The sequence below is a fragment of the Polycladidibacter stylochi genome, from assembly GCF_001562055.1.
Taxonomy (GTDB): domain Bacteria; phylum Pseudomonadota; class Alphaproteobacteria; order Rhizobiales; family Stappiaceae; genus Pseudovibrio; species Pseudovibrio stylochi.
In genome coordinates, this window is the sequence record NZ_LLWE01000024.1 from 56,520 (window position 1) to 79,845 (window position 23,326).

The 23,326-nt window shown below is 45.2% G+C and carries 21 protein-coding genes; 11 read left to right on the top strand and 10 right to left on the bottom strand.

Annotated features, from left to right (window positions below; translation table 11 throughout):
* Nucleotides 1-85: 85 nt before the first annotated feature.
* Both AYK67_RS06650 and AYK67_RS06655 read right to left on the bottom strand, forming a co-directional pair.
* Entirely contained in the window at nt 86-1,042 is a 957-nt protein-coding gene (locus AYK67_RS06650; protein ID WP_068084048.1) for an acetyl-CoA carboxylase carboxyltransferase subunit alpha, read from the bottom strand.
* Nucleotides 1,043-1,256: 214 nt separating this feature from the next.
* Nucleotides 1,257-2,114 carry a DUF3108 domain-containing protein gene (locus tag AYK67_RS06655; RefSeq protein ID WP_208976232.1) on the bottom strand — a complete coding sequence of 286 codons (858 nt, stop codon included), beginning with the start codon at nt 2,112-2,114 and terminating at the stop codon, nt 1,257-1,259.
* Nucleotides 2,115-2,458: 344 nt separating this feature from the next.
* Here AYK67_RS06655 and rpmB point away from each other — a divergent pair, with 344 nt between their 5' ends.
* The 3 genes from rpmB to AYK67_RS06675 all read left to right on the top strand — a co-directional run bounded on the left by rpmB (nt 2,459) and on the right by AYK67_RS06675 (nt 4,119).
* Nucleotides 2,459-2,746, top strand: a complete 288-nt coding sequence (gene rpmB / locus AYK67_RS06665; RefSeq protein ID WP_068084054.1) for a 50S ribosomal protein L28 — start codon at nt 2,459-2,461, stop codon at nt 2,744-2,746.
* A 15-nt stretch (nt 2,747-2,761) separates the two neighbouring features.
* The gene (locus AYK67_RS06670) at nt 2,762-3,412 is read left to right on the top strand and encodes a VUT family protein (RefSeq protein WP_068084057.1); all 651 of its coding nucleotides are present in this window, start codon (nt 2,762-2,764) and stop codon (nt 3,410-3,412) included.
* Nucleotides 3,413-3,807: 395 nt separating this feature from the next.
* A complete protein-coding gene (locus AYK67_RS06675) occupies nt 3,808-4,119 on the top strand; it encodes a hypothetical protein (protein WP_068084060.1) in 312 nt (103 codons plus the stop codon).
* A 670-nt stretch (nt 4,120-4,789) separates the two neighbouring features.
* Here the strand turns inward: AYK67_RS06675 and AYK67_RS06680 are convergent.
* Nucleotides 4,790-6,052 (bottom strand): D-tagatose-bisphosphate aldolase, class II, non-catalytic subunit, encoded by a 1,263-nt coding sequence (locus tag AYK67_RS06680; RefSeq protein ID WP_068084063.1) that lies wholly within the window; start codon nt 6,050-6,052, stop codon nt 4,790-4,792.
* Nucleotides 6,053-6,956: 904 nt separating this feature from the next.
* Between AYK67_RS06680 and AYK67_RS06685 the strand changes: the two genes are divergently transcribed.
* The 4 genes from AYK67_RS06685 (at nt 6,957) to AYK67_RS17300 (ending at nt 12,232) form a co-directional block, all read left to right on the top strand.
* Nucleotides 6,957-8,465, top strand: coding sequence for a xylulokinase (locus tag AYK67_RS06685; RefSeq protein ID WP_068084065.1), 1,509 nt, complete (start codon nt 6,957-6,959; stop codon nt 8,463-8,465).
* Entirely contained in the window at nt 8,465-9,514 is a 1,050-nt protein-coding gene (locus AYK67_RS06690) for a galactitol-1-phosphate 5-dehydrogenase (RefSeq protein ID WP_068084066.1), read from the top strand. Before AYK67_RS06685 ends, AYK67_RS06690 begins: the two co-directional genes overlap by 1 nt.
* Nucleotides 9,515-9,793: 279 nt before the next feature.
* A complete protein-coding gene (locus AYK67_RS06695) occupies nt 9,794-10,750 on the top strand; it encodes a sugar-binding transcriptional regulator (RefSeq protein ID WP_068084067.1) in 957 nt (318 codons plus the stop codon).
* A gap of 291 nt (nt 10,751-11,041) precedes the next feature.
* Nucleotides 11,042-12,232 (top strand): L,D-transpeptidase family protein, encoded by a 1,191-nt coding sequence (locus AYK67_RS17300; RefSeq protein ID WP_068084068.1) that lies wholly within the window; start codon nt 11,042-11,044, stop codon nt 12,230-12,232.
* A gap of 41 nt (nt 12,233-12,273) precedes the next feature.
* Here AYK67_RS17300 and AYK67_RS06705 read toward each other — a convergent pair whose 3' ends face one another.
* From AYK67_RS06705 to ispG, 3 genes are read right to left on the bottom strand one after another with little or no spacing between them, the layout of a single operon-like run.
* A complete protein-coding gene (locus tag AYK67_RS06705; RefSeq protein WP_244266887.1) occupies nt 12,274-12,981 on the bottom strand; it encodes a DUF429 domain-containing protein in 708 nt (235 codons plus the stop codon).
* 19 nt (nt 12,982-13,000) lie between these two features.
* Complete coding sequence (pdxY, locus tag AYK67_RS06710) at nt 13,001-13,912, bottom strand: pyridoxal kinase (RefSeq protein WP_068084073.1); 912 nt, start codon at nt 13,910-13,912, stop codon at nt 13,001-13,003.
* Nucleotides 13,913-13,956: 44 nt separating this feature from the next.
* Nucleotides 13,957-15,198 (bottom strand): flavodoxin-dependent (E)-4-hydroxy-3-methylbut-2-enyl-diphosphate synthase, encoded by a 1,242-nt coding sequence (ispG, locus tag AYK67_RS06715; protein ID WP_068084074.1) that lies wholly within the window; start codon nt 15,196-15,198, stop codon nt 13,957-13,959.
* A 326-nt stretch (nt 15,199-15,524) separates the two neighbouring features.
* On the opposite strand from ispG, the gene AYK67_RS06720 reads away from it, so the two are divergent.
* Nucleotides 15,525-16,313 carry a 3-hydroxybutyrate dehydrogenase gene (locus AYK67_RS06720; RefSeq protein ID WP_068084075.1) on the top strand — a complete coding sequence of 263 codons (789 nt, stop codon included), beginning with the start codon at nt 15,525-15,527 and terminating at the stop codon, nt 16,311-16,313.
* 25 nt (nt 16,314-16,338) lie between these two features.
* Nucleotides 16,339-17,361, top strand: coding sequence for a patatin-like phospholipase family protein (locus AYK67_RS06725; RefSeq protein WP_068084078.1), 1,023 nt, complete (start codon nt 16,339-16,341; stop codon nt 17,359-17,361).
* Between the two features lie 64 nt (nt 17,362-17,425).
* Here AYK67_RS06725 and AYK67_RS06730 read toward each other — a convergent pair whose 3' ends face one another.
* The 3 genes from AYK67_RS06730 to AYK67_RS06740 all read right to left on the bottom strand — a co-directional run bounded on the left by AYK67_RS06730 (nt 17,426) and on the right by AYK67_RS06740 (nt 19,824).
* Nucleotides 17,426-17,767 carry a L,D-transpeptidase gene (locus AYK67_RS06730; protein WP_244266888.1) on the bottom strand — a complete coding sequence of 114 codons (342 nt, stop codon included), beginning with the start codon at nt 17,765-17,767 and terminating at the stop codon, nt 17,426-17,428.
* 274 nt (nt 17,768-18,041) lie between these two features.
* Nucleotides 18,042-18,848 carry a MipA/OmpV family protein gene (locus AYK67_RS06735; protein ID WP_068084084.1) on the bottom strand — a complete coding sequence of 269 codons (807 nt, stop codon included), beginning with the start codon at nt 18,846-18,848 and terminating at the stop codon, nt 18,042-18,044.
* A gap of 169 nt (nt 18,849-19,017) precedes the next feature.
* Nucleotides 19,018-19,824: a MipA/OmpV family protein gene (locus AYK67_RS06740; protein WP_068084085.1), complete on the bottom strand. Its 807-nt coding sequence runs from the start codon at nt 19,822-19,824 to the stop codon at nt 19,018-19,020.
* A 176-nt stretch (nt 19,825-20,000) separates the two neighbouring features.
* On the opposite strand from AYK67_RS06740, the gene AYK67_RS06745 reads away from it, so the two are divergent.
* Nucleotides 20,001-21,416 (top strand): L-serine ammonia-lyase, encoded by a 1,416-nt coding sequence (locus AYK67_RS06745; protein WP_068084088.1) that lies wholly within the window; start codon nt 20,001-20,003, stop codon nt 21,414-21,416.
* Between the two features lie 13 nt (nt 21,417-21,429).
* On the opposite strand, the gene mnmC2 is transcribed toward AYK67_RS06745, so the two are convergent.
* Nucleotides 21,430-22,116, bottom strand: coding sequence for a tRNA (5-methylaminomethyl-2-thiouridine)(34)-methyltransferase MnmC2 (gene mnmC2, locus AYK67_RS06750; protein ID WP_068084090.1), 687 nt, complete (start codon nt 22,114-22,116; stop codon nt 21,430-21,432).
* A 68-nt stretch (nt 22,117-22,184) separates the two neighbouring features.
* Between mnmC2 and AYK67_RS06755 the strand changes: the two genes are divergently transcribed.
* Nucleotides 22,185-23,315, top strand: coding sequence for an NAD(P)/FAD-dependent oxidoreductase (locus tag AYK67_RS06755; protein ID WP_068084093.1), 1,131 nt, complete (start codon nt 22,185-22,187; stop codon nt 23,313-23,315).
* Nucleotides 23,316-23,326: the final 11 nt, after the last annotated feature.

Below are 23,326 nucleotides of genomic sequence, written 5' to 3' on the forward strand. Positions count from 1 at the left end.
GCTTATTTTGCCTACAACAAAAAAAGGGCGCTGGATGCGCCCTTAGTACTTACGATTCTTATCACACGTGTATTTTAATAGGTGCCTAAGGCAGCTCGCGACCAATGCGCAGGAATTTATCTTTTCGATGCTTGGTGATCTCCTGGCTGTTCATGCCAGAAAACTGCGCTAGCGCTTTTTCAATTGTTGAACCAGCACGGTCGATAACAATTTCTTTCGCCCGATGAGCACCACCAACCGGCTCACTAATGATTTCATCAATCACACCCATGCTATTTAAATCCTGAGCAGTGATTTTCATATTGGTGGCAGCATCTTGTGCACGCGTACTATCACGCCATAGGATTGAAGCACCTGCTTCTGGAGAAATTACACTATAAATAGCGTGTTCCAGCATGGCTACATGATTTGTTGTGGCTATGGCTATAGCACCACCTGATCCACCTTCACCAATTACGAGCGATACATTTGCAACGCCTAAATCCAGACAAGCGGCTGTAGAGCGCGCAATTGCTTCTGCTTGTCCGCGCTCCTCGGCACCAATACCGGGATAAGCGCCAGCGGTGTCAACAAACGAGACAACCGGAATTTGGAAACGATTGGCAAGCTCCATAATACGGACAGCTTTACGGTACCCTTCTGGGCGTGCCATGCCGAAGTTTCTCTCAAGGCGGGACTGAGTATCGTTGCCTTTTTCTTGCCCGAGAACTGCAACGGATTGCCCGCGAAAACGACCGAATCCGGCAATCATGGCGTTGTCCTCGGAGAACTTGCGGTCCCCAGCCAGTGGAGTGAAGTCAGTTATTAACCCATTTATATAATCGAGTGCATGTGGCCGGTCAGGGTGGCGGGCTACAAGGGTTTTTTGCCAAGGGGTTAATTTCGCATAAACGTCCGATAGCGCCTGATTTGCTTTTTCCTGTAGTTTCGATATCTCATCGTCAACATCAACGGCCTCACCGCTTTCTGCAAGACTTTTGAGTTCTTGAACCTTACCTTCAAGGTCCGCTACAGGTTTTTCAAATTCAAGGTAACTGTGCATTTATATAATCACTCGTTGCAACTAGCAGGAAAGGCTCCGCTTGTTTATGTGGTGTCGGAATACACCTTAATTTTGCGCGACACTGTCTCTCATGTCGCTATCTGTCAAGACTAACCTTATTAAAATTGAGTACCAGACCCCAACCTTCAAGCTTTTTTGCTTAATTTAGGTAAAAAAAAGGGTGTAGCTTGTTAAAAATATTATTTTGCCGGTTTCAGTGTAACGCGCTCGTGCCTTCGCTACCGTAAGAAAGTATAAGCTCTTGTGCCTTAATAACAAGGTCACCCGTTATTGTTGGCATTGCAATTCGGTAGGGTATGAGAATGCCACTATTACCGACAGGGGCAAACCAGGCCTCAATTTTTTGGGCATTGACCAACAGCTTTACCGATTCTCTCTCGGGCTTATGGCCTGCAACCGGAATCCATTGAGCCTGGCAAACAACCACTTTACCATCATAACCATTTCCTTGAACCTGCTTGGTTTCTTTGTAAGCAAGCTCAACATCAAACCGTGTCCAGCCGTCATAAATGTGTAACCTACGATTACACGCAGTATCACTAATGCTATGTGCCCCCTCAGGTAGCGTTAAGAGTGCAGCGCTGATGGGATCCATAGCGTTTTTTTTGTGCGCTTCTGTCATTTTTACGCGTGTCTTGGATGGCTTGAAACGCGGTGAAATTACTGCTTCACGAATATGACCAGAACCCATTTGTAAATTGGCATAGAAATCTCGGCCTGCTGCTTTAGATGTCATTGTATAACGTGAGGGCAAAATAGTGTTATTTTGAATCCAGCCGGTCGCTTCCGCTCCCCCAGCACCTGTGGAAAAAAGCGTACCAATACCAGCTGGCTCCATGCCAATTTTGGCTGAGTAAGCGTTATCTTGCAAAATTAGCGATACACTGCCACGCCCAACGGTAATACCTGCCACAGTGATATCGTAGATACCTCCAACACGGCCGGTTTTCCCCACAGCAGCTGTGGAAAGGGGAATAAGTAGCGCCAAAAAAAACAAGCCTGTGTATTTTGTGACAGTCCATGCTTTAGAAAAATAACTAAATACCGACACTTGTTTTGTCCCCTCAGTGCTGCTTTGCCTGTTAAGCAGCCGCTTATTCTACAAGATATTAAGTTTAACCTTGTGTTTGCCTGTAACTTTCGAACTCTAGCGAAATATGGTAACGGGGGGGTTAAAGCGATAAAAAACGGTGCGAGAGGGTTGAAAAAAGGCCTCAATAGAGTCAAAGAGTACGCAAAGTCTTGACGAACACGGCTCTACTATTTATAGCAAGCCAACTTTTCTTTACAGGCCGGGTGTTGGCTTGTGCGCAATCAAGTAGCGCCGCTACACTTTTCTGCCTTAACCAATGTGCCCGATATCAGTGGGCCAGATGAGAATAAAGGGTGACCCCAATGGCACGCCGCTGCGAACTTACCGGTAAAGATGTAATGACCGGCAATAACGTTTCACACGCTAACAACAAGAGCCGTCGTCGCTTCTTGCCTAACCTGTGTAACGTTTCTTTGATGAGTGAAACTCTGGGCGAAACATACAAGCTTCGCATTTCCGCACACGCATTGCGCTCTGTTGAGCACCGCGGTGGTCTGGACGCATTTTTGATGAAAGCTGCTGAAGCTGAGCTTTCTCCTAAAGCACGCATCTTGAAAACAGAAATCAAGCGCCGTCAGGCTGCAGCTTAATTTATAGCAGCAATTATGAGCGCTAAGAAAGCTGTACAAGCACAGCCACTGATTTACGGTATTGCCGCGATGACTGCTGTTGTCGTGGCATCTAACTATCTTGTCCAGTTTCCAGTGCATGCCACATTAGGGTCGCTTAATCTTGCCGACCTTCTGACTTGGGGTGCATTTACATATCCGCTTGCTTTTGTAGTAACTGACTTGACAAACCGCCAATACGGACCAGCAACTGCGCGCCGTATTGTCTATGCCGGCTTTGCTGTTGCAGTTGTGCTGTCCATATATCTGGCAACCTACCGTATTGCAGTTGCTTCGGGTATTGCATTTATGTGCGGACAACTGTTGGATGTGTATGTATTCAACCGCCTGCGCACTTTGAGTTGGTGGAAAGCGCCGGTTGTCTCTTCGGTGCTTGGTGGTGTTCTGGATACGATTTTATTCTTTGGTATCGCCTTCTCCGCTTCTTTTGCATTCATGGGCTATTATGATGCATTTGCAGTAGAAAGCGCGCCTATGTTTGGCATGTTACCGGTAGATGTTCCGCGCTGGGTATCATGGGCCGTTGGCGATTTCAGCGTTAAAATGTGTGTTTCCATGTGCATGCTGGTGCCTTATCGTGTCGTTCTATCACTTTTGGGCGCAGCACCAGATTTACAACGTGGATAGTCGACTAGACTACACAAATGGTTTTTTGGAAGGGCGGCCTTTTGGGTCGCCCTTTTTGTTTTTATGAAAGTTTCAAAGCGTAGTGCTGACTCTTTTGTAGTAATGTTAAGGCCATCCCCAAGTACCTCAGATTTAGATATCAAAATCACACCTCCCAATGTCTGTTTTGAGCACCTAACAATCAAGTAAAATGACATGAAGATTATCTAAATATTAGTAATATTCATCAAAAAGTAAATATAAATGAACTCCAATAAGTCAAATAAGTGATTTATAAATAAAATATTTTTATATACGCTTTATATACAAACATTGTTGGGAGTTCTTATTGCCTTCAAGACTATTACTAATGTAAATAGTTAACTGCATTTTGCAAATACTTGAGTAACACATTATTGGCTGAAATAGAAATGACAAGAGTAGTAAAAGTTGAAGAGCGCCAGAGAGGCGTTTTTGGGAAAATCATCAAATGGTTATTTATAATTTTTAATGTATTGATGCTAACCTGGCTTGGGTCCTATTGGATGGATCTAGGTGATATGAGCCAAAATCTGTCAAATGATTTTGAGCGTGCTAGCCTTGGTATTGGCGGAACTATTGGTACAGGTCTTGTTCTATCCGTCTGGCTATTTGGTGATCTTTTCTTAGGTCTGTTTGTCTTGCTAACACGCGGTAAGAAAGTCACCATTGAAAAAACCATCGATTAATCGGGATGGTCATCAGAAAGGGTAGATTTTTACCCTTTCTTTCCTCTGGTATTATTATTAATTACTCTGCAGCACTCTAAAGTGCTCAGCGATTTCATTAATCATCGACGCACTATTATCACGCCTCAAATTCTGACCGTTACATCTCAAAGACCAAGAAACACCCGAAGAATGGGGTTTTCAATGGCTCATATCAGCAAAGTACTTCTATAAGAAAATTGAAATTTTAAAAACATCGCAAGTAGAATGGCTAACTACAACTCGTTTCTTGGTACATTCATACCAGCTCGAACAGATGCTATGACAAGAATGGCAGGGCCTATCAAATGTGATGTTATTAGATAATAAGTTAATTCTCTAAGCTAAGCGTCTACCCACCTGAATGGATAAGAGAAAGTCTCGCTGCTCAAGGGGGGTGGAGAGGCAGCGAGACTTTTTCCAGAGGTCACCCTCTGGTTATGGGGATACATCATCAGGCGCTCTAGTCGCGCCGGAGTGCATTGGCGTTCAAGAGCAGGGTGGAAGAGACTGACAAAGCATCCTCATATGTAACGCCCACAAGGCGGAGGAGTAACCTTGCAACATGGTCGTGAAAAGGGAAGACCAGACGCTACACTTTAAGGGGGGCTGCCACTGTGCAAAGACAACCGCCCTCAAAGTTCAGTAGTACTTAAACCTCTTGGCAACCGTAACGGTAATCCTCAAGGATTTGCTGCACTTTATCTAGCAAGATATTCTGTGCAGTGATTTCTTTACCCGCGTCTTGCAATCGTGCCCGCTCAAGGCCAGCATATTGGCGCACAAGACTGTCTATCATCGTCGTTTCATTGAGATTTTGCATCAATTTTTCAACGGCGGACTGCACATCCTCTTGAGGCCAGTAGTAACGGATGCGGTCCGAATTACTGTAGCCGCGCAGTACTTTTTGTGCTGACGCGTTGCCTTGGTAGTAACGCTGCCATTGTCCTGGCTCGTCAAGCATGACACGTTCCATTACTGAGCGTAATTGTGAACGCTTCTCAACGGAGACGAGTTCGTCCTCAATCGCAGCAAGAGCAAAAAGGCCTTCACGTAAAGCAAATGTTAGTGCTGGACCAACTTTTAGAATTGCAAAGTGATCTTCAACCAATTCGCGGAATTTTTCTTTCGGCTGATAGTCGGTTGAGTGTGCTTCAAATACCAGACCTTTTTGATCAGCAATAAATTCTGCGAGCTCTTTTGCTTTCGGGCGATCATAGGCAATGATGGAAGTGTGGTCGAAGTCAACACCTGGCTGAACGACAACACCAATAACGCGGGTGAATGCATCTTGCAAACCGCGAGCTTCAAATGCTTTACGGTGTAACTCAATCGTTTCTTTAACATCAGGTACTTTAGAAATCTGAATACCTGTTAGGCCGTCAGTCTCGCCACCTGGAACGGGAACTTCAGTACCCACAATGTAAAGTGGCTTTTCACCTTCAGTACAAGCTTCCTCAGCTGCAACGCACATATCGGCCGCGCGCTCAGCAACAACAGCGGGGTCTAGCGGGTCAGTTTCGCCCAATACCGCCATAGAGGCGTCAAGGTGGATTTTACGGAAACCGGCCTTAACGTAATCGGCAACCAGTGTGCAAGATAGCTGCATGGCTTCTTCGGGTGTTTTGTCGCGCCAAGTGTTTGGACCCAAATGGTCGCCACCGAGGCAAATACGCTCACGCGGAAAACCGATTTTATCGGCAATAGCGAATACGAATTCGCGGAAGTCGACGGGCTTCATGCCAGTATAGCCACCAAACTGGTTTACCTGGTTGGAGGTGGCCTCAATAAGCACCGTACGATCTGTTTCTAGATCAAAACGCAATGCTGCTTCAATAACCAATGGAGAAGCGGAGCAGACGGAGCAGATACCAGCTGGTAAGCCTTTATCTTGCTTTTCAATAATCGTTTTCATATGTCCTCCTTCGGGCAATAGAAACCCGTTGCCAAAGTTGCGGCTTTGGCCTGTGATTTTTAAAGGTGATCAACTGGAATAATGGTTGCTGACAAACAAAAGCTCATTGTGAGACTTGCTGCTTAGCTAGCGATTTTCTTAGGGCGATCCCATTTACCAAACCTCCCGCAATCCACGCATTCAGCTAGGTGCGAATGAACTTTGTCTGACCTGCAAAATATCTTTCTACCCAGAGGGCGAGTATTTGCATTACTGAGCAAGAGTTCTTTAAATGAACAATTACTCAGCTATGGGGCATAAATTTACACTGAATGTCAACCCAAACTTGCAATTTCGCCCAAAAAAACCACAAATGCTTAATTTGAATTATCTGACCACGCATTTGATGAAGGCAAATAATATTCTATTATATTGAAATTATTGTATTTTATTTGATGTAAGCACTGATACATACACCAATACACAAAGAGTACATATCAAGAAATTTCATCAATAACGATTCTATGAAAATCGATACACAAAAGCTATCATATTGTAAAACCTAGCTTTATTGGGAAATAATTATTAATTTAATCGTCGATCATAAAATTCCTTCTTGGCGCGCAAAGAAGTGCGACACAAAAACACAATACGGGTTCTCAAATATCAAACTCCTAATAATATTCAGTAATTTCAATGATTTATAATTAACTATCAATAAGACTATTAAAGCCTACCAGTTAATAGCGACAAAAAATCAGATAATGAATATTTGCTCTAATAATAAAAATTTGCTAGTAAACTGAATGCTGGCGCTATTTGAAGTGACGGCAGTAAGGCTAAACAGGCCACTTGAGCGACTTTTATTCTGGGCAGAAGAAATCGTTTGGGCGCAAGAACAAGCATATGTCAAACAGGAGTTTTCATGTCATACTTTTTGACATTCGATATTGGTACCACAAGCCTTAAAGCTGTACTGTTTGACTCTGATTTAAATATTGCAGGTCAAGCAAAGCAAGAGTACGAGACCTTATACCCGCGTTTAGGCTGGGCCGAACACGAAGCAAGCTATTGGCGGGCTGCTATGGGCACTTGTATTCAAGAGTTGTTACATGGCTGTGCACTAAAGGCCTCTCAAATTGCCGGTATTGGTATTGCTGGTATGTCCTCTATGTTACTGCCTGTAGATGCCAACGGAACCCCTCTTCGCCCTGGCTTGATCTGGTTAGACCGTAGGGCGCAAAGACAAAGCGACTACATAAAAGAGAATTTTGAAAATCGGCAGATTGAAATAAATGGCAACCGCTCTGATCCGTCCAATTTTGGCCCTAAGGCCATGTGGTTACGTGATAACGAGCCGGAAATTTATGCCAAGGCAGCATACTTGTTGCACTGTAACGCCTATTTAGTGCACCAGTTGACCGGTGAATTCACTATGGATCGCTCTCAGGCCGGCTTATCGCAGATTTGTGATGGCACCACGGGTGAATATTCTGAAGAGTTGATTGATCTGTGTGGACTAGATGCTTCTAAGTTACCCGCTATTGTCGAACCTTCAGCTGTTGCAGGCTATGTAACCAAGGCAGCCGCTGAGGAATTTGGCCTAACAGAAGGCACACCTGTAATTGCAGGCGCTATGGATAACGTTGCCGCAACAGTGGGTTTGGGGCTGCAAAACGAAGGTGATGCCTACATTGCAGCCGGAACAGTTATTAATGCTGGCCTACTAACCAAAACACCTTTTGAAAGTGAAGGCGCCAAGCTAGGTGACGCGCTAATTTATCACTCTGGTGTACCGGGGTATTGGCTGGTTAATGGCGGGGTTGATTACGGTGGAGCTGGAATGCTTTGGTTCCGCAATCTACTTGAAAACACCAGTTTTGAAGAGCTGTGCAAGTTGGCCGACGAAACCGCGCCAGCCGAGCATCCAATGATCTTTTTACCTTACATGACTGGACAGCGAGCACCGCACTGGAACGATAGCCTCAGCGGTTTGATGCTTGGTATCTCACCAGATAGCAAGCGTGCTCACTTGGCACGCAGTTTCATGGAGAGCGCTGCAATGGGCTCGCGCCACGTGTTTTCCAAGCTCACCAATAATATTCCAACAAGAGCCACATTGACTGGCGGCATTACCAACAACCCGCGTTGGTCTGCCATGTTTGCTGAAGCCAGCGGCATCGAGCTGGATATTCCAACTCAGGCTGAACTGGGCAATCTGGGGCTTGCAGTTTTAATTGCAACCGCAATTGGCAAGTTTGACAATGTGAAAGAGGGCATGAATAGCTTGTCTGCACCTCAAACTTTGAAGCCAGGTACGAAGACCCGCTCCTATTACAGCGACTTATTCGCGTTATTCATCAAGACTTACGAAGATAATCTTGAGACTATGGCAGGCTTGACTGCCCTGCGTAAAAACTATGAGGAAGTATAATGAAAGCGGCGCAATTACATGCGAACTGCGACTTGCGCGTTGACGAAGTCGATACCCCCCGTCCAGCCGCCGGTGAAGTACTTGTAAAAGTAGCCTATTGTGGCATTTGCGGATCAGATATCCCTCGCCTGATTAAAGATGGTGCTCATTTCTATCCAATTATTCTCGGACATGAATTTTCAGGCGTTATTGAAGCTGTCGGTGAAGGCGTTGCTGATAGCTGGGTGGGTAAGAAAGTTGCCTGTGCACCATTGGTGCCAAACTTTGATGACCCGCAATCTCACCGTGGCAACTATTCTTTGTCGAAAGGCTATAGCTTTATTGGTTCGCGACAACAGGGTGGGTTAGCAGAATATGTCAGCATCCCATTGATTAATGCAGTGCCTCTGCCTGAAAGCATTGATCTTAAAGCAGGTAGTTTTCTGGAGCCTGTGACCGTAGGTTTGCACGCCATTAATATTATGGACTTTAAACCGGGCCGTCCGGTTGCTGTTATTGGTGTAGGTACCATTGGACAGCTGCTGCTGCAGGCGCTCAAAAGCTTGGGTGCTGGCCCGATAACTGCATTTGACGTGGATGATGAAAAACTGGCCGCCGCGAAAGAGGTTGGGGCAACATACACCTGTAATTCAATGCGCCCAGAAGAAGTTGAAGCTGCTATGGCAACGACCGAAGGCGCTGCGGGTTTTGACGCTGTTTTTGAGAATTCTGGCGTACCTGCTGCTGAAATTATGTCGCTCAAGGTGGCAGGTCCTAATGGTAAAGTGATGTTTGTGGGCACACCACATGCTCCACTTACATTACAACCAGCCGAGTTTGAGTTGATTAATCGTAAAGAGTTGATAGTTCAAGGCTCGTGGATGAATTACTCAGCACCATTCCCAGGCTGGGAGTGGACATACGGCGCAGACATCCTGTCTAACGGAACAATCAACCTAGATAACCTGGTCGATAAGGTTGTGCCACTTTCACAAGCCCCGCAGATTATTGAATTGCTGCAAACCAAGGGGGCGGTGAAAGGTAAAATAATCGTTGATTGCCAGGCTTAAAACCAACTCGCGTTTTGGTTGCTGACTCCAGAGCTATTATCTGCAACCAAATCTTTGGCAAACGCGTTACCATTGCTGTCTTGGCCCCCTCCAAGTTTAGCAACATCCATGGAATGCGTTTGCCACTATTACAATTTATGAATACTGACAATTCGTTGTTTTTTGGAAAATTCTACATTTTTTTTGAGCCGAAGCGCTCGCTACCTTTAATTACGGCCCAAAAGCCCCTATGAAGCCCTAGGGTGAGTTGAGGGTGAGAACACCGACGAGAGGGAACATATGAGTAGAGCCTCCAGAAGCGAGCAAAAACTTGAACAGGCAGCACGTGCTGCATGGCTCTATTATGTTGTGGGTGACACACAAGACCAAGTTGCTGCTAAACTCAATGTTTCACGTCAAGCCGCACAACGGTTGGTGTCACTGGCTGTGAGCGAAAAGCTCATTAAGTTTCGTTTAGATCACCCAATAGCTTCGTGTGTGGAACTGGAACGTAAATTGCAAGAGCGCTTTGAGCTGCAACTTTGCGAAATCGTTCCAACTGCAGAGGGCGGCCATACTGCTTTAGGTGGCCTTGCTGTAGCTGTAGCCGACCATATGGAAGATGCACTTGCAATCACCGAACCTACGGTTATTGGGGTCTCGACAGGCCGATCGCTTCGTGCAGCCGTCGAAGAAGTGCCGCATATGGAATGTCCCAACCATAAGGTGGTCGCCTTGGTAGGTGCCATGTCCCGCGAAGGGCAATCCAGTCATTTTGAAATTGCCGGAAGGCTTGCTGATAAAGCCAAAGCGCAGTGCTATCCCATGCCAACTCCCGTAGTAACGAGCAGTGTGGAAGAGCGGGAGCTGATGCAGGGCCAGCGCTTTTACAAAACTATTGAAGATTTGGCCAAACAAGCCGCTATTTGTTTTGTGGGTGTTTGTGAAATTGCATGGAACTGTCCGCTGCAAAGTGACGGGTTTTTGACAGGAGCGGAAATTATTCAATTGGCAGATAATGGTGCGGTGGGCGAAATTGCCGGCTGGACCTTTGATCGTGCTGGCAATGTTTTGGATAATTCCATTAATGACCGGGTGACAGGTATTCACCCTTCAGTATTGGCGGAGCGTAAAACCATTGCTGTTGGCAGCGGAGCGCATAAGATACAGCCCATTTTAGGGGCTTTGCGCGGCAAAATCGCGAATGGCCTGATTTCTGACGAGGCCACCGCCCGCGCACTCCTTGCCGCCTCTTGAGTGCAATGTTCCTTATATATTTTCTTTGCCCTGAACTAATACAGATATAAACAAAATGAGAGACCTATTCACCAATCGTTAAAGGCGGCGCTCTTTTCTTAAGTAGCATCATGCTCAATTAAACTATCAGCGCCCTTAGTTTTATTTAAATGTAATTATTTTTACGCCTTATATTTGATTTAATTGAATGCCTAGTGTAGGCACCGTGAGGATGTGCCATTACGTAAGAAAAATATCTCTTGCTTTCAAATGGCCATTACTTGCCAAGTTGGCCATATGCTTTGAGGTTCCATGCAGCGCTTTTTTAAACTGGCTCCAATTGCAGCTTTTAAAAAAAACACGACAACATATCTTGCAGTCATAGGCATCTCAATTGCGTTGGTTGGCTGCCAAACGGGTGGTTTCGGGATTGAAAAGGCAGACCAACCGGTATCCAGTAGCCTAAAGCGGGCAATGAAGCGTAAAAATATGGCGTTAAAGGCTCCCGTCCTAGTGCGCATATTTAAAGAAGAGTCAGAGCTGGAAGTATGGAAGCAAACCAAGGATGGCACCTATGCACTCTTGGAGACCTACGATATTTGCAAATACTCTGGGAAGTTGGGGCCAAAATTCAAAGAGGGAGACCGTCAGGCACCTGAAGGTTTTTATGAAGTCTCGCCAGGACGTATGAACCCGAACTCCAGCTACTACCTGTCATTCAATCTCGGCTTTCCTAATAAGTATGATCGCGCACATGGTCGCACTGGTTCCAACCTCATGGTTCATGGCGCTTGCTCATCCCGCGGTTGCTACGCAATGACTGACGAACAGATCGCTGATATTTATGCTTTGGGCAGAGATGCCTTTCTAGGTGGACAGCGTAAATTCCAAGTGCAGGCTTACCCTTTCCATATGACAGCCCAAAACATGGCAAAGCACCGCCATAGCCGCCACTTCGCTTTCTGGAAAATGCTCAAAGTCGGTTACGATCAATTTGAGGTCTCACACAAGCCCCCTAAAGTTGAGGTCTGTGAGGGCAAGTATGTTTTCAACCCTGTTGTGCAAGGTTCATTTAAAAGCTTCAACGCCAATGGCTTATGTCCCGCCTATAAATTACCGGCAGACATTGCCCCCGCCTATGCGAAACGAAAAGCAAATGATGCTCAAATATTTGCAAAGTATGTCCAGCGCGAAGAAGCAAGCAAAACAACGATCAACCCGGTCGCTACGATGTTTGGTAGTGCGCCACAACGCGCACAGGCCAACCCAAAAGCACCAAAACTACCGCCATTGATACCGCAGCCCAATCCGACAATAACATCCAGTACCCAGCAGACTGAGAATTCAGCAGATGAAAGTGCAAGTAGTTTTTTCAGCTCACTGTTTTCATCCCAATCAACTCAAAACGCCAAGCCGGGCCACTCGAAAAATGATCCCACATTAAAGCAACAGCCGGTACTTCCGATTAATAAGCTACCAGTGGGGAAGCCCAATAATAATTGATCTTGCAAAAACTTGAACTGGGTAAAGCAAAAGCTGAGGCATTAAGCCCAAATCGCCATACGTAAGCCCTGAGAGTTTCGCCTGTAACTCTTAGGGAATGGCTGCGCCTTGCCAACAAGCAAACGCTTTGCAATGAGTGCATTTGCACAAGCGTCTAAAAAGTCGTCCTGTTTACATCCTCTTGGCAGATTCGAAGATAAAAAAGATGAAGCTATGCCATTCCTTGACAAAATCTTTGATCTTTCCTGCATACCTTCTGGATTGATCTGACCCTTTATCTTTTTAGGAATAGCAACAGGCTGCTCCCCATTCAAACGCCAAAGAGCAAGCTCAGGGTGAACTTCAAAAATTTTATGTTCTAGATCTGGCGTGATAAGTGCATCTAGCTCACGGATTTTAGGAAAAAGATTATAAGCCTGCTTCGATACCTTTTTCGCCGGCTGAGAATGCATTTGTGATAAACGGCAAGCTTCCCAATAATCTTCTGCATAAACCGCTGCCCGAGGCGGAATACTAAATACTGTTGACTGACGCATCCCTAACAGTGGACGGATATTAGCCTCTGGTCCACGCCCGCCAGCACCCACACGATCAGGCAACCCAATAGGCATATCAACTGCAAAGATTTTTATCTCCGGCAATGCATCAAGTAATTCGCGAAAGCTGGAGAAAACATTAAATTGTGCCTGATTATTCGCATCGAGCACCACAACAATCCAACCGAAGCGGCAGCCATCAACACCCGCCACACAGGGGGCTTGTAGCCCATCAAGCACGTGCGGGAGCCTCGGCGATACGCCGTTCATTCACAAGAGCAAGCGGCTGTAAAATCGGCTCTTGATTGCCAGCATAAAGCAACTCTGTCGAACCCATTTTAACGGTTCTAGCCACAAGCTCAAAAGTTGAGGCTGTGGCTTTTTTCAAAGCAACTTCTTCGCTGGAGCCACTGAGGACACGAGCCATAAAAATTGCTGCCAACAAATCACCGGTTCCGTGTGGTGCACCAATTACTTCGGCATGCTCCACAGCCATAGCACCTTGCGAGCTTACTAATAAATTGGCAATAGAGTTGCGGCGCATCGCTGGCGCAGAAGTAATAACGCTTCTTTCAACTCCCAACGAGCGGGCCGCAGCAACCGCACCAACTTCACTTTCGCACTCCATAGCTGTTAACCAAGACAGCTCAAATCGATTAGGACATGCAAAATCGGCAAGCGGTAGGAGGTGCTCTTTGATGCTGTTTGCAACACTTTCAGGCACATAAAGGCCACCAGCATCACCGATCACAGGATCACACATATATTGCGCATCAGGGTTTTGCTGTTTTACAGCACGCACCAATTGCGCCACTTCCTGCGCTTGCTGTTCGTTCCCCATATAGCCGGTTATAATGCCGCCAATTTCACTTAACCAACGGCTATTACTCAATTCATCTACAATATGCGCAAATGATTGTGGCTCGGCACAAATACGTGTACCTGCTCCCTGCCCAGGATGCCAAGGCAGCATGACAGTTGGTAAAAACCAAGTAGGAAAACCGAACCGCTCCAATGCAAAGACACTGCTTCGCCCGCCAATACCGCCGCGCACGACCTGTGATGTCACCACAAGAACAGCCGGCCGATTGCGCTTCTCTTCTTTTTGATAGTCAATTTTCTTAACGAACCGTTCCAGTGACATAATGTGCTTTTACTTTTTGTGCCTAAGTTTATGATGAGGACATTCTATCCATAGCGCTGTTCTATATACTCTAGCACCATTCCTTTAAATTCATCAGCAATTCCCTCGCCCCTCAAAGTGGTCGTTTTTTGGCCATCTATGAAAACGGGGGCAGCTGGCGTTTCTCCGGTGCCCGGTAAAGATATTCCAATATCGGCATGCTTTGATTCCCCTGGCCCATTAACAATACAACCCATAACAGCCACATTCAAAGCTTCGACACCAGGATACTTTTCACGCCATTGGGGCATGCTTGTGCGAATGTGTTCTTGAATATCTTGTGCCAACTCTTGAAATACAGTTGATGTTGTTCGCCCACAGCCAGGACAAGCGGCCACAATAGGTACAAAGCTTCGAAAACCCATGGTTTGCAACAGTTCTTGCGATACCTGGACTTCACGCGTACGATCTCCCCCAGGTTCTGGGGTAAGCGAAATGCGTATCGTATCACCAATACCTTGCTGTAATAATATGCCCATTGACGCTGAGGAGGCAACAATACCCTTTGTACCCATACCAGCTTCAGTTAAGCCCAAGTGTAATGCATAATCGCAGCGCGCTGCCAGATCCACGTAAACTGAAATTAAATCCTGAACTTGTGAGACCTTAGCAGATAATATGATTTTATCGCGTCCCAATCCGAGCTCTTCAGCCCGAGCCGCCGAATGTAACCCTGATTGACAAATTGCTTCTCGAACCACTTGCTCTGCGGTAAGGGGCGACCCTTTTTGCTGGTTCTCATCCATTAAATGGGTGAGCAGTTCTTGATCTAGTGAGCCCCAGTTAACACCGATGCGAACCGGTTTATTGTATCGGATTGCCGTTTCGATAATCTGCGAATATTGCTGGTCTTTTTTCTTTTTAAAGCCAACATTACCAGGATTAATACGATATTTATCGAGTGCTTCGGCACAAGCGGGATGATCTGCAAGCAGTTTGTGCCCAATATAATGAAAATCCCCAATTAATGGAACTTCAACGCCAATACGCTGCAAACGCTCTTTAATTTTGGGAACAGCCGCCGCGGCTTCATCTTTATCTACTGTAATGCGTACCAATTCCGAACCTGAACGCGCTAAAGCTGAAACTTGCGCAACAGTTTTGTCAATGTCCGCTGTATCTGTATTTGTCATGGATTGCACAACAATAGGGGCACCGCCTCCTACCATTATGCCGCCGACATCAACACCAACGGATTGGCGACGTGGAAATGGAGCTGAAATGAAGTTTAGCGCGTTCTCTGTCATATGGGATCCAAGGAACAAAATACGGGATAATTAGAGCAAGTGAAGCAACATTACCGCTATGTCAATGTATTATACGACACCTGCTGTTTTTAAAAGTGCTTTTGAGCGAGAGTTTCCAACAATGATACCCTTCAACAATTCAGCTCTAGATTTTACAGAGCCCAGCCAAATTGGCTCTACATCCCCTTCATTCTAATACATTGGTATAGCACCCAGAAGATTATTAGGAATTCAAGCCTTTTTCATTTTGTGCTATGCAGCATATTATTAGTCTGGCGAGCACTTGGGTTACAGCTCATTAACACAAAATATTTGAAGGTAATAAGATGCATAACTTAAAAGGTAAATCAGCGGTTATCACTGGCTCGACTTCTGGTATTGGCCTTGCCTATGCACAACACCTGGCTCAAAATGGTGTTAATCTAATGCTTAACGGGTTCGGCAGCCTCGAAGAGATTGAAAAAAATCGCAAATCCCTTGCAGATCAGTATGGCATTACATGCCTTTACTCACCTGCCGATATGACCAAGCCAAATGAAATTTCTAAGATGATGGCCCAGGCAATTGATGAGTTCGGTGCTATAGACATTCTTATAAATAACGCTGGTATACAGCACGTTGAAGCAATCGAAAATTTTCCCGTAGAGAAATGGGATAGCATTATTGCAATTAACTTAAGCTCCAGCTTTCACACTATTCGTCATGCAGTACCATCGATGAAAGAACAAGGCTGGGGCCGGATTATCAATACAGCTTCTGCGCATGCACTGGTGGCCTCACCATTCAAGTCTGCTTATGTTGCAGCAAAACATGGTATTGCGGGTCTAACCAAAACAGTTGCGCTTGAGCTTGCGCAAGATAACATCACTGTCAATGCAATTTGCCCGGGCTATGTTTGGACACCACTCGTTGAGAAACAAATTCCAGATACTATGAAGGCGCGAGGTCTGACTGAAGAGCAAGTCAAAAAAGATGTTCTGTTAGCTGCTCAACCAACGAAGGAATTCGTGACAGTGGACCAGGTTGCACAACTTGCAATGTTTTTATGCTCTGATGCAGCAGCATCCATTACCGGTTCTGTGATGCCAATGGATGGTGGTTGGACAGCCCAGTAACAATCCTCTTGTTTAGGAGCCCCGCTTGCAGCAAAATTTTCCTAAAAAAATCAGCCTTGCATTGCAAGGGGGCGGTGCCCATGGCGCATTCACTTGGGGAGCTTTGGACTGGTTATTAGAACATGATGAACTTCAAATAGAGGCCATCTCCGGCACCAGCGCAGGTGCCATGAATGCAGTTGCGTTAATCGACGGTTTTGCAAAAAACGGTTCTCAAGGTGCCCGCGAAAGCCTAAGTAATCTATGGCACGCGATTAGCGAATTAGGAAAAAGTAGCCCCTTCCAACGTACATTTTATGATATGTTAACTGGCAACTGGAGCTTGGAAAATTCTCCAGTGTATTCATCTTATGACCTGCTCACACGTATCTGGTCTCCCTATCAACTTAACCCGCTAGATATAAATCCGCTGCGCGATCTTCTCGCTAAAATTATTGATTTCGATAGAGTTAAAAATTTTAGTACTATCGATATTCATATAGCTGCAACCAATATTCGCAGTGGAAAGATAAAAGTCTTCAAAAACCAGGAAATTTCTCTTGAGACCTTAATGGCTTCCTGTTGCTTGCCACAAGTATTCAAAGCAGTTGAAATTGGAGGCGAAGCATATTGGGATGGTGGATACATGGGGAACCCGCCGCTTTTCCCTTTATACTCAAATGGTGGTAAGAAAGACATTCTTCTTATTCAAATAAATCCCGTCAAACATGACGATATACCCAAAACGGCTTTTGAAATTGGCGAGAGATTGAATGAAATAACTTTCAACTCAACACTTCTGCGTGAACTACGTGCCATTCATTTCGTCACACGCCTGCTCGACGAAGGCAAGCTCTCGCATGATGAATATACGCAGGTCTACATGCACCGCATTGAAGCGTCAACAGAATTAAGTAGTTTTGGCGCTTCTTCCAAACTCAACCCACAATGGGAATTTATTGAAAAACTATTCAAAATAGGTCGTGATACCGCTGAGAGTTGGTATCAAGGTCACTCTAAAAGCATAGGCAATCATAGCTCACTCGATTTAAAGTCTGAATTCGAGTAACTAAAACACTCTACAGGCAGATATCATTGTACATGGGTGATACTGAAACAAGAAATGAGCCGTATTAACGGGTAATTTCAATATGAGTATTTTGGTGCCCAACAGTTTTAATAAGCCAATATAGCTTCTCTGCATCTCTTGGATCAAGGCGAATACATCCATGCGAGGCAGGGCGACCTAGTGCCTTAATCGCATCTGTACCATGAATGGCATAACCGCCATGAAAGAAAACCGAATAAGGCATGGGCGAGCCATGGTATTTTTTTGAATAGTATTCCCGATGCATGCGAAAAGGTTTAAAATTTCCAATAGGAGTACGATATCCGCGCCGTGCTGTTGATACCAACCAAAAGTACTTGGTTTCACCATTTACAAAAACATGCATGGTCTGATCTGAGATATCCACCCGTGCAACCAACCGATTGGCTTCTGCGTTCGATACCAATAAAGGGCATAGCATTACACTAGCGACGATACTCTTGAGCCACCAACACACAGACCAGACTCCCTATTTGAAAGAGAATCATAGCTTTTCACTAGAGGTATTGGCTAGGCTGGTATATTATTAAGAATAATCGAAAGTAATTAAGAACGTTCAACTATTACAAAACAAACCATAAAAAACAAAACTAAATATATGGGAACCAGCTCTGACCAGCCCCCATAAGACAATCACATGCTTACTGATCGAAGACATTGAAGTCAAAACGATAGGTCGCGCCAACGCCAACTTTAAACATGTCGTCATTCTCGCTAACAGGGCTATCTTTAGCATCTCCTAAAAGACGGTCGTAGCCAACTTGAAGGTGCCAAGACATGTCATTTGTCATGTGGTAACTTGCGCGCCCCACCAAACCGACACTCTTAAAGCCTGCGTCAGCATCAAAACCTGCACTAGTATCAGTACCTAGCGTATTAAAATAAGTACTCATGTACTCCGAGTCCGCATAATCCACACGAGGCCCAATACTCAGCGTTAAGTCCTCACGAACATCACCAACAATATCAATACCGGCTCGCCCGACCCAACCTGTATGGCCGTTAAAGCCTTTCCTAAATTCTGTAAATGCTCTAAACCAACCACTGCGGAATCCAGTCCCTAAACCGATCTCACCGGCCCAATTCACCTTCCTGGTATTTGCCAGCGAGTCATCATCACTTGGCTTACGACCGTCTATGAAGTTGAATGAAGGATACAGAAAAAAAGTATTCAGCTCATCCCCGTCATCATCTATTTGCCCGAAAATGGGCAGATACATGCGACTAATCCCCAATAAAGGATCGACGGTGAAGTCATAGTCACTCGCCCCATCGTACTTAGGATTGGCAAAAACAGCGACACCTACGTCAATTACATATTGCTTTTCTTTTTGCTGATCGGACATCTCACGCGTTAGGAAATCATCATTTGCGCTTGCAGAAGGGGGAAGAATAAAAAAAGCACCTAGAGCAATAAGCGCCAGTTCTTTTTTGAAATAATAACTCATGTTTTTATCCTTTAATGAGCTAATATGACACTTATGTTACATTTGCCATGGCCTTCAAAAGATATTTATTTTGGAAGACACTGCTTTATTAGTTTATATTCGGCATTCACAAGTAAAAGACTCACATATAACATAAGAACAATGTAGTAAGTAAATAATGACTGTCAAGTCAATTAAAAAAATCAAAGGAAAATCTATAGCTAACACCTGTCGATACGTAAACAGTGTCTCGTGAGACAACAACAGGACTTTTAGCAGCGTCATTAGCAAACCGCTTCCACTCAGCTTGCAACTGTAATGTGTAATGCTCTGATAATGCGTAGCTTGCAGATGCGGAAAGACCATAACTCCCTAACCCGGCATCTGCATTAAAACTAGTTAGCGAACCTCGACTAGCCTCTTCATCGCTGACAGAAAAGTATGTATCAATATATTCATTATTATAAAAATCGGCTCGAGGTCCGACACGCAAAGCTAAGTGCTCATTGAGCCAATAGGTATAATCCCCGCCAATTCGAAATACAGTGCCATAATGGCCAACGGCACCCTTTTTAAATTGACCAAAAACATTCCAGCCTAACCAATTATAGCCTACACCAAGTCCGAGCTCACCAGCCCAGTCGATACTTCGCAATCCTTCCAGTCGTGGAATGTCGTCAGCCTTACGTGCGCCCTCAGAACCAAATACAGGAAAGAAATACAAACCATCACTGCGATCTTCTCGAACTTGTCCAAGGTAGGGTATATAATAGCGGCCAAATGTTCCTAATAGGAATGGCTGTATAGCTGTTTGGTTTGCTCCTGGGTATTTCTTTTTACCCAATGCCCCAAGACCTAAATCTATAACATATTGAAATTGTTTTTGCTCTTTCGTTAATGGCTGCATAATTGAAAAGTCATCTGCATATGAAAACGAAGCGGGAGAAACCCAGAGGACTATGAGAGTTATTGGGTAGATGCTTTTTATATTTATCATTACCCTTATCCCTTGAACAAAAACTACACATTCTTCATCAAATTACATGTACACCTATTAGGTGTTGTAGCATGCTCAATACCTATCCTATTGTCGAAGAAAGAGAAATAGCTTGAGAATGCCTAGGTAAAACTGCCAATATGTATTTTTGTAGTACTAACAAGGACTGAAGCTGCATGTTTTTAAGCGTTTTCGATATCTTCAAAATAGGTATTGGCCCTTCATCGTCACACACAATGGGTCCAATGAATGCCGCTTATAGCTTCATCGAAGAGCTCGAAGAAGGCTCCCATAAATGGCCTGGTTCTAAGGCCCCTGAGTCCATCGTTGTGACGCTTTTTGGCTCTCTTGCTTGGACTGGAAAAGGACACGCAACGGACAAGGCCATAATGCTTGGGCTTCTTGGCAAAACCCCTCAAAATATCGATCCGGATAAAACGCCAACACTTCTTGCCAGCTTAATGGAAAACAAGAGGATTAAGCTGCCAAATCTGCCAGAACTCACTTTTGACCCAGTTCACCATATAATTTTCGACTACGAAACCAAAATGCCCGGCCATGCAAATGCGTTAAAGATAGAGGCATTTGATGGTGATGGTAATCTGCACTTGCAGCAAATTTATTATTCTGTAGGCGGCGGCTTCATATTAACCCAAGAGCAGTTAGATGCGCAGCAAAAAGGTACTTCACCACTTGTCGCCACGCAAAAAAAAGAAAAGCCAAAACCATATCCATTTGCCGACGCTGCCCAAATGCTAGAAATGGGACAAACTTCCGGTAAAACAATTGCACAAATGAAGCTGGCAAATGAACTAGTCACACAAGACCCTGTAGAATTCGAAGAGAGGTTATGGCAGGTTTGGCAAGTTATGCATGCTTCCATCAAGCGCGGTTTAAACAGTACTGGTACTTTACCAGGAGGGCTTCGTGTCCAGCGCCGCGCAGCTCAAATCAAACAGCAGCTAGATGATGAACGCGGCACCAACATGGCCATGCCACACGTAAGCAACGACTGGCTTTCTGTCTATGCTATGGCAGTAAATGAAGAAAATGCTGCAGGCGGGCAAGTTGTCACCGCTCCAACGAACGGTGCCGCAGGGGTTATTCCTGCAACAATCAAGTATTACCGAGACCATTGTCCGGGCAGTACGGATGAGGGTATAAAAACCTTTTTACTTACAGCCGCCGCCATAGGTGGCCTGATAAAAACAAATGCTTCCATCTCTGGTGCTGAAGTCGGATGTCAAGGAGAAGTCGGTTCAGCTGCTGCTATGGCCGCTGCAGGTCTTTGCGCTGCATTGGGCGGCACCAACGAGCAAATTGAAAACGCTGCCGAAATCGCACTAGAGCATCACCTGGGTATGACATGCGATCCTGTAAAAGGGTTGGTCCAGGTGCCTTGTATCGAGCGCAACGGCCTTGGGGCTATTAAAGCCGTTTCTGCAGCCTCTTTAGCTCTTCGTGGCAATGGCTTTCATTTTATGCCGCTAGATAATTGCATAGAAGCTATGCGGCAAACTGGCGAGGAAATGAGCGAGAAATATAAAGAAACCAGCCAAGGTGGGTTAGCAGTCAACCACCCTGAATGTTAGCAGTAATTGCTTACTAATCACGTGTACCAACCAACATTTCTCGTTTTCGACCAAAGCCCTTAAGGCGGCGCACTGTAAAGCCCACATCTTGCAAGTTGCGCCGTACCCAGCCTGCAGCTGTATATGTGGCAAAGCTACCGCCTTGTTTTGTTTTGCAAAAAACCGCCTCCATTAACGCATGCTCCCAAAGGGCCTTGTTCTGCGATGGGTTAAAGCCATCCAGATACCATGCATCAACGCTTTCAGCGCATGTGGGCAGCAAATCATTTGCATCACCCACAGCCAGCTTCAACGTAACGCCCTGTACATCGTAGCTATTCCAACCATCCTTTGGCGGCCAACAAGTCAACAAATCGTCAAGATAGGGCTGAAACTCGGGCCATGATTTAAGTGCTTGCTGCATATCCTGCGCTGATAATGGATACAGCTCATAGCTTATAAATGTTAATGGGCAGCGATGCTCATGAGGCGTTTTGAGCCAAGCGTCCAATGTAACAAAAAAATTCAGACCTGTGCCAAAGCCAAGCTCACCGATCACAAAAGCTTCAGTACCTAAAAACCGCTCTGTAAGCTTATTTCCCGCTAAAAACACATAGCTGGTTTCATCTCTACCACCTGCCCGAGAAAAATAAGTATCATTAAACTGCGATGAAAAGGGAACATTTCCCTCTTCCCATTCCAATTTTGGCGCATCTGCCATAACGTAGCCCTTAAACAAGAAACATAAGCTCCAATTGGGACTTATAATAAGTTCAGGGTTGAAAAGAAATGAAATCCTACGACATTGCTATTGTTGGCGGCGGTATATTTGGCCTCTCCATTGCGCGCGAATGTGTCCAGTACGGGCTAAAAACCATTCTCATTGAAAAAAATCGCGTGGCATCGGGTGCCAGCAATGGGTTGGTTGGTGCATTGATGCCGCATGTCCCCACCAGATGGAATGATAAAAAGCAATTCCAGTTCGATGCCTTAAACGAGCTTTCTGCTTTAGCCGAGCAGTTGAAGGAGGCGACTGGCCTTAGTTTGGGTTATGCTCGCACAGGTCGGCTGATGCCATTGTATACCCAAGATAAATATGAATACGCACTTGAACGCGAGAAGGAAAGCAAAGACCGCTGGCATACCGAAACGACAGGCTTTTCGTTTAAGGTCTTGAAAGAATCTCCTTTCGGCAATTGGCTAACCCCGGAATCTGCCCCACTCGGCTTTGTGTTTGATAACTTTGCCGCCCGCGCAAACCCTAGGGCTTACTGTACAGCCCTAAAAACCTACCTTTTAGACAAAATAACCATTCTAGAAGGTACAGAATTCAATAGCTTTGATGAGAAAAATGGCCGCGTCATCCTACAAAATGGTGAAAGTATTTCCGCAAAAAAAGTAGTTATCTCCGCGGGCTATGAGGGGTTTGACCTCATCAGCAATATTACAGAGCAAACAATTGGCACTGGCGTGAAAGGGCAATCTTTACTCCTTGAGCTTGACCTTCCTGCAAATCTACCAGTTATTTATGATGACGGTATCTATGTCATTGCGCACGAGAACGGTCGGGTTGCTCTCGGTTCTACCTCAGAAAATGATTGGCAAGACAAAGACCCTCACGATGCAGATTTAAATGCCATCTTAGCCAAAGCATTAGTGTTTTGCCCGCAGTTAAAAGGCGCACGAGTAATTGATACTTGGGCAGGAATACGACCAAAATGTAAAATGCGCGACCCGATTGTAGGCACCATACCGGGCCATGAAGATATTTATGTTGCAACTGGTGGGTTTAAAATATCCTATGGCATAGCGCATCGCATCGCTGCTGCATTACTTGAAGAAATAACCATGCAAACGCAGCGGCAAATAATGGTTCCCGCAAGTTTTCGCCCCGAAAGTCACTTCAAGCAAGTTACGTAGTTTAAAACCAA

Excerpts from the sequence above, each read along its gene's own strand:
- AYK67_RS06650 (WP_068084048.1), bottom strand. The coding sequence starts at position 1,042 with ATGCACAGTTACCTTGAATTTGAAAAACCTGTAGCGGACCTTGAAGGT.
- rpmB (WP_068084054.1), top strand. The coding sequence starts at position 2,459 with ATGGCACGCCGCTGCGAACTTACCGGTAAAGATGTAATGACCGGCAAT.
- AYK67_RS06670 (WP_068084057.1), top strand. The coding sequence starts at position 2,762 with ATGAGCGCTAAGAAAGCTGTACAAGCACAGCCACTGATTTACGGTATT.
- AYK67_RS06680 (WP_068084063.1), bottom strand. The coding sequence starts at position 6,052 with ATGAAAACGATTATTGAAAAGCAAGATAAAGGCTTACCAGCTGGTATC.
- AYK67_RS06685 (WP_068084065.1), top strand. The coding sequence starts at position 6,957 with ATGTCATACTTTTTGACATTCGATATTGGTACCACAAGCCTTAAAGCT.
- AYK67_RS06690 (WP_068084066.1), top strand. The coding sequence starts at position 8,465 with ATGAAAGCGGCGCAATTACATGCGAACTGCGACTTGCGCGTTGACGAA.
- AYK67_RS06695 (WP_068084067.1), top strand. The coding sequence starts at position 9,794 with ATGAGTAGAGCCTCCAGAAGCGAGCAAAAACTTGAACAGGCAGCACGT.
- AYK67_RS17300 (WP_068084068.1), top strand. The coding sequence starts at position 11,042 with ATGCAGCGCTTTTTTAAACTGGCTCCAATTGCAGCTTTTAAAAAAAAC.
- pdxY (WP_068084073.1), bottom strand. The coding sequence starts at position 13,912 with ATGTCACTGGAACGGTTCGTTAAGAAAATTGACTATCAAAAAGAAGAG.
- ispG (WP_068084074.1), bottom strand. The coding sequence starts at position 15,198 with ATGACAGAGAACGCGCTAAACTTCATTTCAGCTCCATTTCCACGTCGC.
- AYK67_RS06720 (WP_068084075.1), top strand. The coding sequence starts at position 15,525 with ATGCATAACTTAAAAGGTAAATCAGCGGTTATCACTGGCTCGACTTCT.
- AYK67_RS06735 (WP_068084084.1), bottom strand. The coding sequence starts at position 18,848 with ATGAGTTATTATTTCAAAAAAGAACTGGCGCTTATTGCTCTAGGTGCT.
- AYK67_RS06740 (WP_068084085.1), bottom strand. The coding sequence starts at position 19,824 with ATGATAAATATAAAAAGCATCTACCCAATAACTCTCATAGTCCTCTGG.
- AYK67_RS06745 (WP_068084088.1), top strand. The coding sequence starts at position 20,001 with ATGTTTTTAAGCGTTTTCGATATCTTCAAAATAGGTATTGGCCCTTCA.
- mnmC2 (WP_068084090.1), bottom strand. The coding sequence starts at position 22,116 with ATGGCAGATGCGCCAAAATTGGAATGGGAAGAGGGAAATGTTCCCTTT.
- AYK67_RS06755 (WP_068084093.1), top strand. The coding sequence starts at position 22,185 with ATGAAATCCTACGACATTGCTATTGTTGGCGGCGGTATATTTGGCCTC.